The sequence below is a fragment of the Exiguobacterium sp. s70 genome, assembly GCF_018618315.1.
Lineage (GTDB): Bacteria > Bacillota > Bacilli > Exiguobacteriales > Exiguobacteriaceae > Exiguobacterium > Exiguobacterium chiriqhucha.
Map to the genome: position 1 here is coordinate 581359 of NZ_JACSLV010000002.1, position 16380 is coordinate 597738.

General features: G+C 53.0%; 16 protein-coding genes. 13 read left to right on the forward strand and 3 right to left on the reverse strand.

Annotated features, from left to right (window positions below; translation table 11 throughout):
- Window positions 1–5 precede the first annotated feature (5 nt).
- The 4 genes from asnS to KNP84_RS07675 all read left to right on the forward strand — a co-directional run bounded on the left by asnS (window position 6) and on the right by KNP84_RS07675 (window position 3948).
- Entirely contained in the window at window positions 6–1307 is a 1302-nt protein-coding gene (gene asnS, locus KNP84_RS07660) for an asparagine--tRNA ligase (protein WP_215114551.1), read from the forward strand.
- Window positions 1308–1366: 59 nt separating this feature from the next.
- On the forward strand, window positions 1367–1954 hold the full coding sequence (locus KNP84_RS07665) for a DnaD domain-containing protein (protein ID WP_021067227.1): 588 nt from the start codon (window positions 1367–1369) through the stop codon (window positions 1952–1954).
- A complete protein-coding gene (gene nth / locus KNP84_RS07670) occupies window positions 1954–2616 on the forward strand; it encodes an endonuclease III (RefSeq protein ID WP_215114552.1) in 663 nt (220 codons plus the stop codon). Before KNP84_RS07665 ends, nth begins: the two co-directional genes overlap by 1 nt.
- 105 nt (window positions 2617–2721) lie before the next feature.
- A complete protein-coding gene (locus tag KNP84_RS07675; protein ID WP_215114553.1) occupies window positions 2722–3948 on the forward strand; it encodes an MFS transporter in 1227 nt (408 codons plus the stop codon).
- A gap of 37 nt (window positions 3949–3985) precedes the next feature.
- Here the strand turns inward: KNP84_RS07675 and KNP84_RS07680 are convergent, their stop codons facing one another.
- Complete coding sequence (locus tag KNP84_RS07680; protein ID WP_021067230.1) at window positions 3986–4837, reverse strand: DUF3800 domain-containing protein; 852 nt, start codon at window positions 4835–4837, stop codon at window positions 3986–3988.
- Window positions 4838–5190: 353 nt separating this feature from the next.
- On the opposite strand from KNP84_RS07680, the gene recU reads away from it, so the two are divergent.
- From recU to KNP84_RS07720, 8 genes are all read left to right on the forward strand, one after another.
- Window positions 5191–5787, forward strand: a complete 597-nt coding sequence (gene recU / locus KNP84_RS07685) for a Holliday junction resolvase RecU (protein ID WP_029595649.1) — start codon at window positions 5191–5193, stop codon at window positions 5785–5787.
- Between the two features lie 36 nt (window positions 5788–5823).
- Entirely contained in the window at window positions 5824–8433 is a 2610-nt protein-coding gene (locus tag KNP84_RS07690) for a transglycosylase domain-containing protein (RefSeq protein WP_251131179.1), read from the forward strand.
- A 90-nt stretch (window positions 8434–8523) separates the two neighbouring features.
- A complete protein-coding gene (locus tag KNP84_RS07695) occupies window positions 8524–9084 on the forward strand; it encodes a hypothetical protein (RefSeq protein WP_251131180.1) in 561 nt (186 codons plus the stop codon).
- Between the two features lie 14 nt (window positions 9085–9098).
- Complete coding sequence (locus tag KNP84_RS07700; protein ID WP_215114555.1) at window positions 9099–11348, forward strand: DEAD/DEAH box helicase; 2250 nt, start codon at window positions 9099–9101, stop codon at window positions 11346–11348.
- Window positions 11345–12502: a ribonuclease H-like domain-containing protein gene (locus KNP84_RS07705; protein WP_215114556.1), complete on the forward strand. Its 1158-nt coding sequence runs from the start codon at window positions 11345–11347 to the stop codon at window positions 12500–12502. The genes KNP84_RS07700 and KNP84_RS07705 overlap by 4 nt, the downstream gene beginning before the upstream one ends.
- On the forward strand, window positions 12499–13044 hold the full coding sequence (locus KNP84_RS07710; RefSeq protein WP_021067236.1) for an SLOG family protein: 546 nt from the start codon (window positions 12499–12501) through the stop codon (window positions 13042–13044). Before KNP84_RS07705 ends, KNP84_RS07710 begins: the two co-directional genes overlap by 4 nt.
- A 5-nt stretch (window positions 13045–13049) precedes the next feature.
- On the forward strand, window positions 13050–13349 hold the full coding sequence (gene gpsB / locus KNP84_RS07715) for a cell division regulator GpsB (protein ID WP_021067237.1): 300 nt from the start codon (window positions 13050–13052) through the stop codon (window positions 13347–13349).
- A gap of 18 nt (window positions 13350–13367) precedes the next feature.
- Window positions 13368–13943: an NERD domain-containing protein gene (locus KNP84_RS07720; RefSeq protein WP_021067238.1), complete on the forward strand. Its 576-nt coding sequence runs from the start codon at window positions 13368–13370 to the stop codon at window positions 13941–13943.
- A gap of 118 nt (window positions 13944–14061) precedes the next feature.
- Here the strand turns inward: KNP84_RS07720 and KNP84_RS07725 are convergent, their stop codons facing one another.
- Window positions 14062–14349 carry a hypothetical protein gene (locus KNP84_RS07725; protein ID WP_031200203.1) on the reverse strand — a complete coding sequence of 96 codons (288 nt, stop codon included), beginning with the start codon at window positions 14347–14349 and terminating at the stop codon, window positions 14062–14064.
- A 101-nt stretch (window positions 14350–14450) separates the two neighbouring features.
- Here KNP84_RS07725 and KNP84_RS07730 point away from each other — a divergent pair, with 101 nt between their 5' ends.
- Window positions 14451–14699 (forward strand): hypothetical protein, encoded by a 249-nt coding sequence (locus KNP84_RS07730; protein ID WP_021067240.1) that lies wholly within the window; start codon window positions 14451–14453, stop codon window positions 14697–14699.
- Window positions 14700–14734: 35 nt separating this feature from the next.
- Here KNP84_RS07730 and KNP84_RS07735 read toward each other — a convergent pair whose 3' ends face one another.
- Window positions 14735–16267 carry an FAD-dependent monooxygenase gene (locus KNP84_RS07735; protein ID WP_353049103.1) on the reverse strand — a complete coding sequence of 511 codons (1533 nt, stop codon included), beginning with the start codon at window positions 16265–16267 and terminating at the stop codon, window positions 14735–14737.
- Window positions 16268–16380: the final 113 nt, after the last annotated feature.

Genomic DNA, 16380 nt, shown 5'->3' on the forward strand with positions numbered 1-16380 from the left:
TGGATATGACAACAATTTCAATCAGCCAATTTAAAGATTACGAAGGCCAGACGGTCCGCGTCGGAGCCTGGATCGCCAACAAACGTTCGAGTGGAAAGATCGCTTTCCTTCAACTTCGTGACGGGAGCGGTTTCGCTCAAGCCGTCGTCGTCAAAGCCGATGTAGCCGAAGAGTTGTTCGCGCTCGCTAAAGGCGTGACGCAAGAAACTTCGGTCTGGGTCACGGGTACGGTCAAATCGGACGGCGGACGCACGCCGCTCGGCTTCGAGCTCGAAGTGACGGCGATGGAAGTGATCGCGGAATCGATCGACTATCCGATCACACCGAAAGAGCACGGCACCGAGTTCTTGATGGACAACCGTCACCTTTGGCTCCGTTCGCGTCGCCAGCACGCGATCATGAAAGTTCGTAACGAATTGATTCGGGCGACGTATGAGTTCTACAACCAAGAAGGTTTCGTGAAAATCGATCCACCAATCATCACGTCGAGTGCACCGGAAGGCACGACTGAGTTGTTCGAGACAGATTACTTCGGACAACCGGCCTACTTGTCACAAACGGGCCAGCTATACATGGAAGCTGCCGCGATGGCACTTGGCAAAGTATTCTCGTTCGGACCGACGTTCCGGGCCGAGAAATCGAAGACGCGCCGCCACTTGATCGAGTTCTGGATGATCGAGCCGGAGATGGCATTCTTCGACCACGACATGAGCCTCGAGCTCCAAGAGCGCTACGTCTCGTATATCGCCAAATCGGCGCTCGAGAACTGCCGCAACGAATTGGAACTGCTCGGACGCGACTTGTCGAAACTTGAGAAAGTCCAAGCACCGTTCCCGCGTGTCCGTTACACCGATGCGATCAAGTTCTTGAAAGACGAAGGCTTCGACGACATCGAGTACGGCGACGATTTCGGTGCCCCGCACGAGACGGCCATCGCCAACGCGCATGACCTCCCGGTGTTCATCACACATTGGCCGAAAGACATCAAGCCGTTCTATATGAAAGTCGATCCGGAAAACCCGGAACTCGTCCTCTGTGCCGACTTGATCGCACCGGAAGGCTACGGCGAGATTATCGGCGGTTCGCAACGTGAAGACGATTACGACCGGTTGAAAGAAGAAATCATCAAAGAAGGTCTCGATGAGACGGACGCGTACGACTGGTACCTCGAACTCCGCAAATACGGATCGGTCCCGCACTCTGGCTTCGGTCTTGGCCTTGAGCGTACGGTCGCCTGGATTAGCGGGATTGAGCATATCCGCGAAGCGATTCCGTTCCCACGCCTCTTGAACCGCATTCACCCATAATCGCCAATCGGGGATGACTTCGTCTTCCCCGATTGATTTGTCTAGAAAGGATGTGCGACATGGATGCACATAATCTAATCAAGCTGTTCGAACAAAATCCAGTCGTCGTTCCGAGAAAATTGTTCACGGAGGCGCGTCGCCTCAACTTGAGTCCGGTCGAGTTCAATCTCGTCATCCACTTGCTTGAGATGACGGGGGAAGGCATTGAGATGCCGCTTCCGAGCGAACTCGGAGACCGGATGAACGTGGCCGAGAGCGAGGCTCGTTCCGTCTTGCTCGGCTTGCTCCAAAAAGAGTTGATCGCCATCGATGCGTCGACCGAGGTTGAACGATACAGTCTGCTTCCGTTGTTCCTTGCACTCGAAGAAGGGGCGACACCTGAAAAATCGGCTCATTCGTTAAATGAGAACATCATTCATACGTTTGAGCGCGAGTTCGGGACGATCACCCCGTTCGAGATCGAACAGATTGTCGGTTGGTTGACCGAGGACGGCTTCAGTGAAGAGCTGATTATGGCCGCGCTTCGGGAAGCAAAGCTTCGCAACGTACGCAACTTTAAATATATGGACAAGATTCTCAGAGTGTGGCAAGACCACAACGTCGAGTCACTCGAGGACCTCGTCGATTATCAACGGAGGAAAAAGTGATGTTGACGAGAGCCCAATTGACCGAAGTGTCTGACACGATGCGTCGCATGTTCCCGGACGCCCACTGTGAGTTGACGCACCGTAATCCGTTCGAGCTTGTCGTGGCCGTGGCGTTATCGGCGCAGGCGACCGATGCACTCGTCAACAAAGTGACGCCTGGTCTGTTCGAGGCCTATCCTTCCGTCGAATCGATGGCTGCGGCTGACGTCGCCGACATCGAGGCGTTAATCAAGCGCATCGGTCTCTATCGGAACAAGGCGAAAAACGTGAAGGCGCTCTCGATGCAAATCGTGGAACGTCACGACGGGATCGTCCCGTCCGACCGTGAATCGCTCGAGGCGTTGCCTGGCGTCGGACGGAAGACGGCGAACGTCGTCTTGTCGGTCGCGTTTCACGAACCGGCATTCGCCGTCGACACGCACGTCGAGCGCGTCTCGAAACGTCTCGGCATCTGTCGTTGGAAAGATAACGTCCGTCAAGTCGAGGACACGCTCATGAAGAAGTTCCCGCGCGAAGAATGGTCACAGCTCCATCACCAGTTCATCTTCTTCGGCCGCTATCACTGCAAAGCGCAACGTCCTGCTTGCGAGACATGTCCGCTGCTCGATATGTGCCGTGAAGGAAAGAAACGAATGAAGTCCAAGCAAGCGACTGGACAATGAACGGAAGCGTCTTCCTGATCACGAGATCGGGAAGACGCTTTTTATACGTACGGGGGTATTTTTTGATATACTCAATCCAGCAACCAGTTGGCAAGGAGGATGTATATGAATCAACCACGTATCGGCGTCCGAGAAAATCGATTCAATTTTATACTGCTCGTCGTGACAAACTTCTTTGTCGGATCGATGGTAGGGCTTGAGCGGACGATCTTGCCTATTATCGGAGAAGAGGATTTTGGTCTCATCTCGACGAGTGCGGCACTCTCGTTCATCATCAGCTTCGGATTCTCGAAGGCGGTCGTCAATTACTTCGCAGGAGCCATCGCCGACCGATACGGTCGCAAAAAAGTGCTTATCTTCGGTTGGGCAATCGGGCTCCTTGTTCCCGTGTTCGTCATATCGGCATCGGCTTGGTGGGTGATTATCGTGGCGAACGTCTTGCTTGGGGTCAACCAAGGGCTGACGTGGTCGATGACGGTCAATATGAAAATTGATTTGGCCAAACCGACGGAGCGGGGACTGGCGGTCGGACTGAATGAGTTCGCGGGTTATATCGGCGTCGCCGTGATGGCGGCGGTGTCCGGGATGGTCGCCGTCACATACGGCAGTCGGCCGGAACCGTTCTATATCGGTGTAGTCGTCGCCTTGATCGGTCTCACGTTATCGTTGTTCGTCCGCGATACGACGAAACAATTACAGCTTCAGTCTATAGGTCAACCTGAAAAGACACGTTCGCCGAAACAGGTATTCCTGGCGACGACGTGGAGAGATCGTTCGCTCTCGAGCCTGACGGTAGCCGGTCTGTCGACCAATTTGAAGGACGGCATGGCATGGGGCTTGTTCCCGATTTATTTTGCTGCCCAAGGGCTGAGTCTCGCGGAGATCGGGCTTATCGTGGCGCTCTATCCCGCGGCATGGGGCTTCTTTCAACTGTTCACCGGTGTGTGGAGCGACCGCATCGGACGAAAAGGGTTGATTGTCGTAGGGATGTGGGTTCAGGCCGGCTCGCTATGGGCGATTCTCGTCATGACCGACTATTGGCAATGGGTGTTCGCAGCGGTCATGCTTGGCATCGGGACGGCGATGGTCTATCCGACGCTCCAAGCCTCAATCAGTGACGTCGCCGAACCTTCGTGGCGCGCCTCGGCGATGGGCGTCTATCGTTTTTGGCGCGACAGTGGCTATGCGTTCGGGGCTATATTCGCCGGGCTGTTGACCGATGTCTTGTCCATTGGCTGGGCAATCGGATTGGTGGCCGTGATCCCGTTTTTGGCCGGCCTCAACGCGCTCATTCGTTTGCGGGAGACGCTCCCGGGCTTGCGCCGAACATAAAAACTGCCTTGCCGAATGATGATCGGCAAGGCAGTTTTTAGTGATTCCACGGATGGTCGCTCCATTCGCGGCGCTTTTTCGTAATCGGTACTTTTTTGAATCCCCAGTTGCGGAAATCTTGGTCAGGACTTTCTTTACGAATGTAAATCTTGTCCTTGATGGCTTTGAAGATGCGGTTCTCATCCCCATAATGGACGAACCGTGGTTTTACTTCGATGACGCCGCGACGCACGCGCGAGAGCGGGAGGCAGACGAGGTCAGCGATTTCGAGACCCGACTGATACACCGTGTTCTGCTTCTCTGAAAAGATGAAGCCTTTGATTTTTTGACGGCTCTTCTCGACGTCGAGATGGACCGTCCCCGAATTGAAGATATCGAAGAACGCTTTTTGGATGAGCAAGTTCTGATAGTCATCCCGTGACTCCAAGACGACGCGGGCGCTGACGGCTTCCGTCTCTTCCAAAAACGCATAGAACGACTTCATCAAGTGAGCGAATGCGACGACGTACGGGTCTTTCGGTGTCGAGTAGAAGTCATGGAGCTTTTGTTTATCGACCTCGACGCTGACGATCGTACAGTCGATATCGCGCAAGAAATCAGGCAACTTGTTCCAGAAATCACGAAGCATATCGATCGTGATGCCGTCTTCTTTCCCGTACGGATGCTCGGCTTTTAAAATCTCTTTTAAATGGAGCGGGATATTTTCTGTCTTGAACACGTCACGTTTGAAGGCGTGTAACCGACGTTTCAATTCGCAAGGCATGCCGGCCTCGTCGGCATCAATCGCATATTTATATTCCATCAATACGCCGGTCAGATTGAATTGCGTGTTCCCCTTTGGCGTTCCCGTCTCATCGACGAACATGACATACTTCTTTTGTGTTTCCATCTTACTCCTCCAACCATGGCTCTACTGCTTATAAAAGCGGGCCTGCTAATTGTTTATCAACCTTGGTTTACACTATTTATTGCACACTTTTTAGAAACTTCCGTCAATCTGCGTTTAATCCGCCCTGATTATGGCTAATAAGTAGAAGACTTATTTCAGAAAAATAAATAGCTTCTCCGTAACAAGGTCGTGTCAATTTGACTACACAATGCACTACATACTAGTTTAACATACGGGAGTTTGGTACGATATGGATTGCGGAAAATCCACACAGGAGTCGAGCGACAGAACTCGACAATCAGACTTCAGACGGAAGGAACGGCTGGGCGAACCTGTTAAACTAGATATTAGGGGTGACGACATTGTTCCATTATCCAAACGGAAAAAAGCCGCAACCTTCGGCTGGGCCGGCCCGATCGAATCCGCAGACGTATGCGAACCGAGGCATGAACCTCGAGACGCTGCTGAACGACACGAACGAGTTTTATCGGCTCCACAGCCGGGCGGTCATCCATAAGAAACCGACGCCGCTGCAAATCGTGAAAGTCGATTATCCGAAACGGAGCGCGGCGAAAGTGACCGAGGCGTATTTCAAGCAAGCATCGACGACCGATTATAATGGGGTGTATCGCGGCAAGTATATCGATTTCGAGGCGAAAGAGACGAACAATAAAACGTCGTTTCCGCTCGGAAACTTCCACGACCACCAAATCCATCACATGCGCGAGTGTGAACGACATGGAGGGATTTGTTTTGTCATCATTCGGTTTAGCCGCTATAATACGCAATATGTGTTATCAACGGAGCAATTATTAGTCTGGTGGGAACAGCGCGAATCAGGACGCAAGTCGATTCCGCTCTCCTATATCGAGCAAGAAGCAATTGAAGTTCCAACCCGGGCGATGCCGGCCATCGATTATTTGACGGCGATTGAAGCATGGCTCGATTGAAATAGAAGGAGTGAAGCGTGAATGGAACGAAGTCGGATGGCACGTCGACAAGACACGACGACCAATAAACGTAAACCAGCGGCCAAAAAGCCGAAACCAAAAGCGAAGAAATCGAAGTTTCGACGCATAATAACGATTTTAGGGATTTTATTCATCATCGGCGTCATCGCCGGCGGCGCATACACCGCGTATGCGATCGCGACAGCACCACCGCTCGATGAAGAGAAATTGGTCGATACGTACCCGATTCAGCTGCTATCGGCTGAAGGTGAACCGCTCGAAGAGAACGGACAGATTCGCGAGTACGTCTCGATTGACGATATCTCGGAAGTGATGCAACAAGCGGTCATCTCGATTGAGGACCGTCGTTTCTATGAGCATAACGGGGTCGACTTGCGTCGCATCGGCGGCGCCGTGCTCGCGAACGTGACCGACGGCTTCGGGGCCGAAGGTGGTTCGACGATCACGCAACAGCTCGTCAAGCAGTCGTTCTTATCAACGGATAAAAAGTTGAAACGGAAACTGCAAGAGCAGTGGCTCGCCATCAAACTTGAGCGCGAGTACACGAAAGAACAGATTTTAGAAATGTACTTGAACAAGAACTATTACGGTTCAGGGGCATGGGGTGTCCAAGCGGCTTCGAAGACATACTTCAATAAGCCGGTCTCGGAAGTGAACTATCAAGAGGCGGCCATCTTGGCCGGTCTCCCGCAACGTCCGAGCGCCTATGACCCAATCAGTGGTGACCAAGAGCTCACGCGTTACCGTCAAGAGCAAGTGCTCTCTTCGATGAAGCGTGACGGTCACATCACGGAAGAACAATACAATGAGGCGCTCGACGTCGAGATTGCGGATATCATCTCACCAGGCGCCCAGTCTGAAGAAGAGTCGTATACACGTTCGATTTACGCCCGCGTCCAAGCCGAGCTCGAGGAAGACTACGGTCTCGAGCAGGCCGATATTTACGGGACGGGCTTGAAAGTATACACGTCAATCAATAAAGAGTTGCACACGAAGTTCAATAGCGACATTAAGAACGATAACGTCAACCTTCCAACAAGTGAGTTCCCAGAAGATCTTCGTATGGGAGCGACGGTGTTGAATACGAAGACGGGTGAAATCGTCGCCGTCATTGACAGCGAACAAGCGAAACAAGGCGATAAGAACTATCGCGACTATTCGCGTGAGAAACGCCAAATCGGTTCCACGGCGAAGCCGTTCTTCGATTACGGTCCAGGGATTGAGAACGCGCAATGGTCGACGGGAAAAGTGTTGATTGATAAAGCGTTCGAAGAAGATGAATACAATCCACAAAACTACTACGGTGATTATCGTGGCGCCAACACGATGCGCTATTACTTGACGATTTCGGGTAACACCCCGGCCGTCCGTGCCTTCTATGAAGTTCGCGACGAGTTCGGTCAAGAGGCAATCCAGTCGTTCGTCGAGAACGTCGGCATCGAACCTTCAATGTCAGGCGACGAGATGAACGCCTCGAACGCGCTCGGTGCCGCCGAGGCGAGCACGACACAAATGGCGGCCGCTTACGCCGCGCTCGGGACGAACGGGATGTATACGAAGCCGCACTTGATTCAAAAAATCGAGTTCAATGACGGCTCAACCATCAATTCGCCAATCAAGGCGAAACAGGCGATGGAAGACTATACGGCGTACATGTTGACGGATATGCTCCGTGACGTCGTCAGCGGTTCGAACGGGACGTATGAGCCGGGCGCGTTCCCATGGGACGTCGCCGGTAAGACCGGGACGACGAACAAGGACATGGACAAATGGTTCACCGGCTATACGACCGATTACTCGATTTCAGTATGGTCGGGCCGTTCAAGTGCCACACCTGCATCGGTGATGGATCCGAACTACGCCCAATACTACTTCGAGTATATGATGCAAGAAGTGACGAATGCGACGGGACAACCGGACCGCTTCCAGCAACCGGAGTCGGTGCTCTCGCTCGGCAACGAGTTGTACGTCAAAGGGACGAAACCGAAAGATTTACAGCCGGATAAATTGGCCGCTCCGACCGGCGCATCGATTGACTATGATGTGCCAGGAGAGACAGGCACACTCTCGTGGTCGTATGACACACAAGGGGTACAAGCCGCTGGCTATCAAGGTCTTTCGTTCACCGTGACGGAGACACGTCCGGACGGTAGCGAACGTGTCGTCGGGACGACCGAAGACACGAGCATCGCCATCGCCGGTCTGGCGGAAGGGCAGACGACGTTCACGATTGTCGCCAACGCGACGAATGCGCTCGTCGGCGATCAACAATCGAGCCCGCTCCAAACGTCTTACACGGTCGAACGAGGCGAAGAGCCTCCGGCCGAAGAGGAAGAAGAGCCAGCCACGGAAGAGACGCCGCCTGAAGAGGAAGGCGAACCGACCGATGGCGAAAATACTGAGAACAACGGCAATAACGAGAATAATGAAAACAGCGAAAACAATGAGAATAACGGCAACGACACGAACACCGAAGACGAGAATACGGAACCACCGACCGAAGAAGAACCACCAGCCGATGAGACTGATGGGGAAGCGGATTCGAACGGAGACGTCAGCCGTCAATCGACAGACTCGAATGGCCAGGGTAACGGCAACGGGAATGGCAACGGTGGTCGTGACTAAAACCGACTCACAGGAAACAGGGCGACATCAGCGCCCTGTTTTTCTGTTTCGTTTGCTATAATGAAAAGAAAGCGAATAGGATGGTGACACATGGTACAACTCTCACTGAAACGCAAGATGAAAGTGTTGTTTGTGATCGACCGACTGCAAGACGATGATTTAGGTATTCCGTTACACGGTATCAACGGCTTGAAAATGAGCCGATTGCTCGTCGAGGAGTCGATTCCGTTCGGACGTTTGATTGATGATCAAGCTGTGGCCGAAGCCAGTGGCCATCCTTATTTGAAACGAATCGGCGTCGAGACGATGTTCCTCGGCGACGAAACATTCTATCCAGAACTTCTGCGGGGCAAGCGTCAAGCGCTCGCGACGCATGAAGATTATCATAAAGCGGTGCAGCGTTACACGAAACACTTGCAAGCCGTTCATTCGAAATGCACGAAGCTACATACCATCGTCTTGTTCGGACGGTCGACGCAACGGTTGTATGACGATGCGATCATTAGACTCGAAGAAGAGAATGGACATGTTGCCGGCTCCTTCAAAGAAATGGATGTGCTGCGTTTACCTGCTGTCCATCGGCTCGTACGCGATGAACGGATCGGCGAAGTGAAAGCAATCGTGGAGCGACTCGCACCTTCGAAATCATAAAGAAGGTGAACCTCATGCGGAAAAAACGTTCCGTGGAAGAAATGATCCATACACTCAAGACCGACCCGGGCTTTTCTCAAAACGTGACACATTGGCATACGGTCGAGGCGAAACCGGCCCGCTACGCATCGATTCCGTCGAGTGTGCCGCCAGATCTTGTCCGAGTGCTGCATGGCCGGGGAATCGAACAACTGTACACCCATCAAGCCGAAGCAATCGAGCAGACGTCGCGTGGGAACTCGACGGTCATCGTCACACCGACCGCATCCGGGAAGACGCTCTGTTACAATCTGCCCGTCCTGTCTAAAATGATTGAACAACCGAACGCCCGGGCGCTCTATTTGTATCCGACGAAGGCGCTCGCGCAAGACCAAAACAGCGATTTGATGGAGATGGTCGAAGCGCTCGAGGGCGACTTGCGTTGCTTCACCTATGATGGCGACACGGCACCGGCAGCCCGAACGAAAGTACGGGACGCCGGCAATATCGTCATCACGAATCCAGATATGCTGCATTCCGGCATCTTGCCGCATCATACGAAATGGATTCGCTTGTTCGAGAATTTGGAGTATATCGTCGTCGATGAGCTTCATACGTATCGCGGCGTGTTCGGTAGCCATGTCGCCAACGTCTTCCGCCGCCTGAAACGGATTTGCGCCTATTACGGGAGTCATCCGAAATGGATTATGACGTCGGCGACGATTGCCAACCCGGTCGAGCTGGCTGAACTGTTGACGGAAGAAGACGTCGTCTTCGTCGACAATAACGGGGCGCCACAAGGCAAGAAGCATTTGATTTTCTATAACCCGCCCGTCGTCAATGAAGCGCTCGGCATTCGCCGGAGCGCGACGCTCGAGACGAAGCGCATCGCCTCGAAATTGGTCGAGGCGGACATCCAGACGATCGTCTTCGCCCGCTCACGTGTCAGGGTCGAGGTGTTGTTGACGTATTTACAAGAATTGACGCGGCGCGAGCTCGGTCCAAAATCGATTGTCGGGTACCGAGGCGGTTACTTGCCGTCGGAGCGTCGCGAAATCGAGCGTCGGCTCCGTAACGGGGAGATTAAGGCCGTCGTCTCGACGAATGCGCTTGAACTCGGCGTCGATATCGGCCAATTGCAAGCGTGTGTACTGAACGGCTATCCGGGAACGGTCGCCTCGATGTGGCAACAAGCCGGCCGGGCCGGACGCCGTCATTCCGAGGCGCTCGTCATCTTCGTCGCCTCATCGTCATCGCTCGACCAACTCGTCGTCGAACAACCCGATTTGATTTTAGACCGGTCTCCGGAAGCGGCTCGTCTCGACCCGAACAATTTAATCATCCTCGTCGACCATATGAAATGTGCCGCCTTCGAACTGCCTTTCCAGAAAGGGGAGCGGTTCGGCACGGTCGAGACGGAAGAGATTCTCGATTTCTTGACGGACGCCCACATCTTGCACGAACGGGCCGATAAATATTATTGGATGACCGATGCGTTCCCGGCCCATGACATCTCGCTTCGGACGAGTGACCAAGAGAACGTCGTCATCGTCGATCAAACCGCGAAGAACCAAGTCATCGGTGAGATGGATACGTTCAGCGCGATGACGTTGCTCCACGACGAAGCCATCTATTTACATGGCGCCGAACAGTATCAAGTCGAACGTCTCGACTTCGAAGAGAAGAAAGCGTACGTCCGACGCGTCGACGTCGACTACTATACGGACGCCAATTTGGCAGTCGAACTGAAAGTGTTGGAAGAGAACAAGACGACCGGCGTGAAGACGTTCGGGGAAGTGTCGGTCATCGCGATGGCGACCCTGTTCAAAAAAATCAAGTTCGGGACGCATGAGAATATCGGTTCCGGACCGATTCACTTGCCAGAGCGGGAACTTCATACGACCGCGACATGGTTCACGCTCGACGAACGGTTCGCCTACTCGGAAGCCGACATGGAAGACCAGCTCGAGGCGGTCAGCGATCTGTTGCGACGCCTGGCCCCGCTCTATTTGATGTGTGACACGCTCGATCTGTTCACGACGATTCAAATGAAAGCGACCCATACGAATAAACCGACCGTTTATTTATATGACCGCTATCCGGGCGGCATCGGGCTGAGCGAAGCACTTTATCGCGACGCCGATGAGGTCTTGGATGCGGCCATTCGAACGGTCGACGATTGTCCGTGCGAGAGCGGTTGTCCGCGCTGTGTCGGAATGATCGGCTACGGTGACTTTAAACAGCAGGTCGTCAGACAGTTGCAAGCATTGAAAGGAACGATATGAAAGCAAAACTATCACGACTCATTAAAACGAATGAACCGAAACAGGTGACCGTGACGCCGGACGACGTTGAACAGGCGAAGTGGCGCGAGCGCGGCGGAGAGATTTTGACGTTCGAACAAGAGTGGTGCGTCCGCTTGAAACAGATTTATCCACTCGATGAGACGTATCATGACTATACGTTCGCAGAGGCGAAAGCCTCGCTCGCAACATCGACCCATCCGTTCTTTCAAGTCGATGTGCCATCTGAACAGGTATTGTTCATGGACACCGAGACGACCGGGCTTCGCGGCTCCGGCACCTCAATCTTTTTAATCGGCTTCGCGCGCTTCCAAGACGATCATCTGGAGATGATTCAGTACGTGTTGCCGCACCCGGCGTTCGAGACGGCGTTCTACTATCACTTCTTGAATGACATCGGCGACGAGGTTCGTTTCGTGACGTATAACGGCAAGTCGTTCGACTGGCCCCAAATCAAAACAAGGCATACGTTTGTCCGTTCGAAAGTGAAGGCGCTCCCGGCCGTCGGCCACGTCGATTTGTTGCATGCCTCACGTCGTCTGTTGAAACCGACACTTGAATCGGTCTCGCTCAAAGCGGTCGAGGCCCACTTCGGTCATGCCCGGACGGACGACATGCCTGGCTTTTTGGCGCCGATGCACTATTTTCAATACGTGAAAGAACGGGAACCGGATATCATCCAGCCCGTCATCGAACACCACCATGCCGACTGTTTGAGTCTCGTCTCACTTTATAAACGGCTCTGTCATCTCGTCGAAGCCGATGAGACGCCGTTCGGCGAAGAGCGGGCCCACTGGTTGAACGATCTCGGTAACGCCGAGGCGGCGCTTCAAGAATATGAGCGGCTTGAACAACCGACGAAACGTGCCTTGATGCGTCAAGCCCTGCTGTTAAAACGGACCGGCCAGATGGAGCAGGCGTTGCCGCTGTTCGAACAGGTCGGTACGGTCGAGGCATTCGTCGAGTTGGCGAAATATGCCGAACATCATCAAAAAGACATCAACCGAGCCATCACGTTCACCGAGCAGGCGCTGACGCTCTCGGAACGGAAAGAGACGGTGCTTCGACAGACCGCCTTGACCGAGATGCGGGCACTCCGTCACCGGATGAATCGGTTAGAAAGGAAGCGGTCATGAAAGTTGTCGCCATCACAGGATATCGTCCACATGAGCTCGGCATCTTCAAAGCCGACCATCCTGGCATCGATATCATCAAAGAAGCTTACGAGCGAAAAATAATGGAAGCGATCGAGCTTGGGGCCGAATGGTTCATCTTTAGTGGCACGAACGGTTGTGAATTGTGGGCTGGAGAAGTATTGTTAGAGTTAAGAGAATCTTATCCAATCAAAATTGCCGTGTTTCCACCTTTTTTACAGATGGAAGAGAAGTACAAGCCGTTTGAACAAGAACTGTTCATCCGCTTGCAGCTCGAGGCTGACTTTTTTGAACCGCTGACCCAACGTCCGTACGAGGACCCGAGCCAATTGCGCGCAAAAACCGCCTTCTTTTTGGACAAAGCAGCAGGATTAATCACGCTGTATGACGAAGAGACGGGGGGAAGCCCTCGTTTTCTCGTCGAAGGGGCTAAACGAAAACACCAGATGGAGTTATTCTTGATTACGCCGGAAGAGTTACGTGTAATCGAAGAAGAAAAACAATGGGAACAACATTGGGAGTGAAAATCATGCAGACCGAACTAACAGCTGAAGCCATTTATAAACAAGAATTCAAAACCGCCCTCCGTGGCTACTCACAAGAAGAAGTCGACCAGTTTTTGGACGTCGTCATCCGCGATTACGAGAAGATGACGAAAGAAATCGAACGGTTGCGCCAAGAGAACGAGTCGCTTCGTCGCGGTTCGAACGAACAAGCAGCAGAACCGGTCAAACCGGCCCAGCCTGTCGCGTCGAACTATGACATGTTGCGACGCATCTCGAATTTAGAAAAGGCCGTCTTCGGAAAACAGGTCGGTCCAAGCGAATAAAGGGAGGAGGTGGAGAAGATGTTACAAGTATTGACGGCCGTCAAGAAAGAACCTGAGAAACGACAGACGAAAGGCTTGTTCCGCACGAAAGAAGAAGTCATCACACCACCGAAATCGTACACGGACGAGATCGTCGAGATCATTCGTCATACATGTCGCTTTGATTGGATGATGATTGAACACGTCCAGCTCGGCGATGACGTGCTCGATTATGTGTTGGTCGGACCGAAGGGCGTCTTTTTAGTCCGCATCAACCGGACGACGTCGGCCGTCCATATGACGAACCGAGATTGTCGTCTCGAGACGCCGCTCGGTTGGAAAAACATCTATCCGCATCCGATGGAAGAACTTGAGCGGATGACGAAGCACGTCCGGAGTGTCTTGAAGAGGCAATGCGGACAAGCTGTTCCCGTCACGTCATTTTTAATATTCCCGGAGACACCACGTCTCAAAGTGGAACGCATCAAAGCGAACTGTGCCGAGACGTTCGATGTGATTGACGATGTCATCACGAAGACGAAGCTCGAGCTGTTGTCTGAGGCGACGATTAAACATATCGCCTACTATTGCTCGGAGCGGCAAGTACATAAATGAAAATGGCGCTGAAGAGTCAGCGCCATTTTCATTGTGCCCGGTCGGACAAATACAAAGGCTGCAGACGATGTTAATGTCTACAGCCTGACACAACGGCGCTGTAGTCTCAGCGTCGTTTTCATTTCAATAATTGTCGAGCCTTCTGTTCGTCTTTGCGATGGACGAACAAGGCGACCCGGTCGTCCAAGTTTTTGGCGAGCGGGCGGAACAGGCGGCCGGTCGGCAAACCGTGCTCGACGCGACACGTGATGCCTTGTTCTGTTAAGTACGTATAGTCGTCAAGCAGCGCCTCGCCTTGTTTGCCGAACGCCTCACCGAAGCGGACCCACTGCAAGTTGCGGACGGCGCGGATCGAGACGAGCACGACGAATGTGATGCCTAAGACGATAATTAAAATAGTTTCCAAATTCAAAGCGTTCAACCCCTTCTTTACATAATTTTAAGGGCGCAACCGCTTGAAAGCAACAACGATGGACCGGTATACTCAAAAGAAAGTGGGGGATGACTATGAAAACAACGATTCAATCGCGTCGCGAAGCCGTGACGCTGCTAGAAGACAAGCACGTGCTCTACATCCGCATCCATAACGGACAGACCGGGATGATCAAACAGACCGATGATGGCATCATCGTCGCAATCCCGAATGAAGAGACGGACAAAGTCGATTTTCGCAAGTTGGAAGATATCGAAGCGTTCGAGGCGTTTTATGACTTGACGCTGTCGAAACCAGGGACGCTTTATTACAATCAAGCGTAAACAAAAGCTCCACTCAAATCCGAGTGGAGCTTTTGTTATGGGGACGGCAACCAAGCTGCCATCGTCGCTTGTAGCGCTTCCGGGCGAAGGTGCCGCTGCTTGTGGAGCAGATAACCGTCTGGACGGATGACGAGGACGCCGCGTTTCATGAACAGCGATTTCGCGAGCTCGTTGCCTTGATCGAAGAAGGGACGGCTCGTCTTCGACAGCGTGATGATTTGGAAGAACGATTGATGGTCGTTCAAATAGTCATACAACGCGCTCGCGTCCCGTTTATCGTCGTCGAGCACGAGCACTTGGAAGCGGCCGTCGGCGACTTCTGAAATCTTCGTGCGGAGCCCGTCGTCCGTCCGGATAATCTCGATTTCCGGGAAGATTTTGCCTTCGGTGACGCGTAAGAACGGGACGCGGGAATGTCCAGGATACGACAAGTGTAGCTGGGCAATCCGTTCCGTGATTTTTTGGTTGATGAGATTGACGCGCGTAAAGACGTCGGCGCCTAGTGCTTGGAACGGCAGTAGGACTGGGAGCGTCGTCTGCAACACTTCGGTCGCCACGTTCGTCGTCTGCAGGACGTTACGGGCCACATGTTCGCGCTCATCGCGATATGAATCGACGACGCGGAACGGGGCACCCGCCTTCAAATGAAGCCACAGCTTCCAGCCGAGGTTGAACGAATCGGCGATGCCGGTATTCATCCCTTGTCCGCCGACAGGTGAATTGATATGGGCGGCGTCACCCATGAGAATGACGCGATTGTGAATGAATGAGTCAACCATGCGGTTATGGACCCGGAACAATGAGAACCATTCGACCTCGTCGATTTCGACATCCATATGGCTGCGCTGTTCGATCAACTCACGCAATTCCGCCTCGCTGAACGACTCATCGCTCGCGAGATTGCCGGTGATGCGAATCGTGTCGTCCGTGAGCGGGAAGACTTCCAATACACCGCGGTCCGAAAAGAAAATATGCACCTCTTCACGCGAGATGTTCCATTTAGCTTTCATGTCGGCGAGCACCCACGATTCCTTAAACGATTTTCCGCTGAACGGCAGAGCGAGCATGCGTCGAATCGTACTGTTCGCTCCGTCGGCCGCCACGACATATTTGGCCTCGATTGTCCGGTTTGAGTCTGACTCCAAATGTGCGAGCACACGAGACGGGTAATGTGTCAGCGAAACGAGCGCTTCCCCACGCTGGACGTAATGCCCGTGCTCGTTTAACGCCGCCTCGAGAATTGCTTCGGTCTCGTTTTGACGGAGCAACGTCACGAACGGATAGGGCGTGACGAGACGGGAAAATTCGAGCTTGGCCGTCCATTGTCCTGAAAAATATAGATTTCCTTTCTCGATGGTCCGCGCCCGGTCGAGCACTTCTTTGGCGACATCGAGACGAGAGAAGACTTCAATCGTCCGCGGTTGAATCCCGATGGCGCGGGAGTTGTTCGACGGTGTCGTCTTGCGATCGATGATTTCAAATGAGATTCCATATCTGGCTAACGTCAGCGCGAGCGTGAGTCCGGTCGGGCCCGCCCCGACAATCAATACATCAACTTGTTTGTCCACCACATCTACCATCTCCTATCATTAATAATGATATTTCCGACATTTGATGCGTTTAAACGAGGAGACAACGGTGGAACTGTAGAAACATAGAGAATGAGGTGGAGAACATGAAA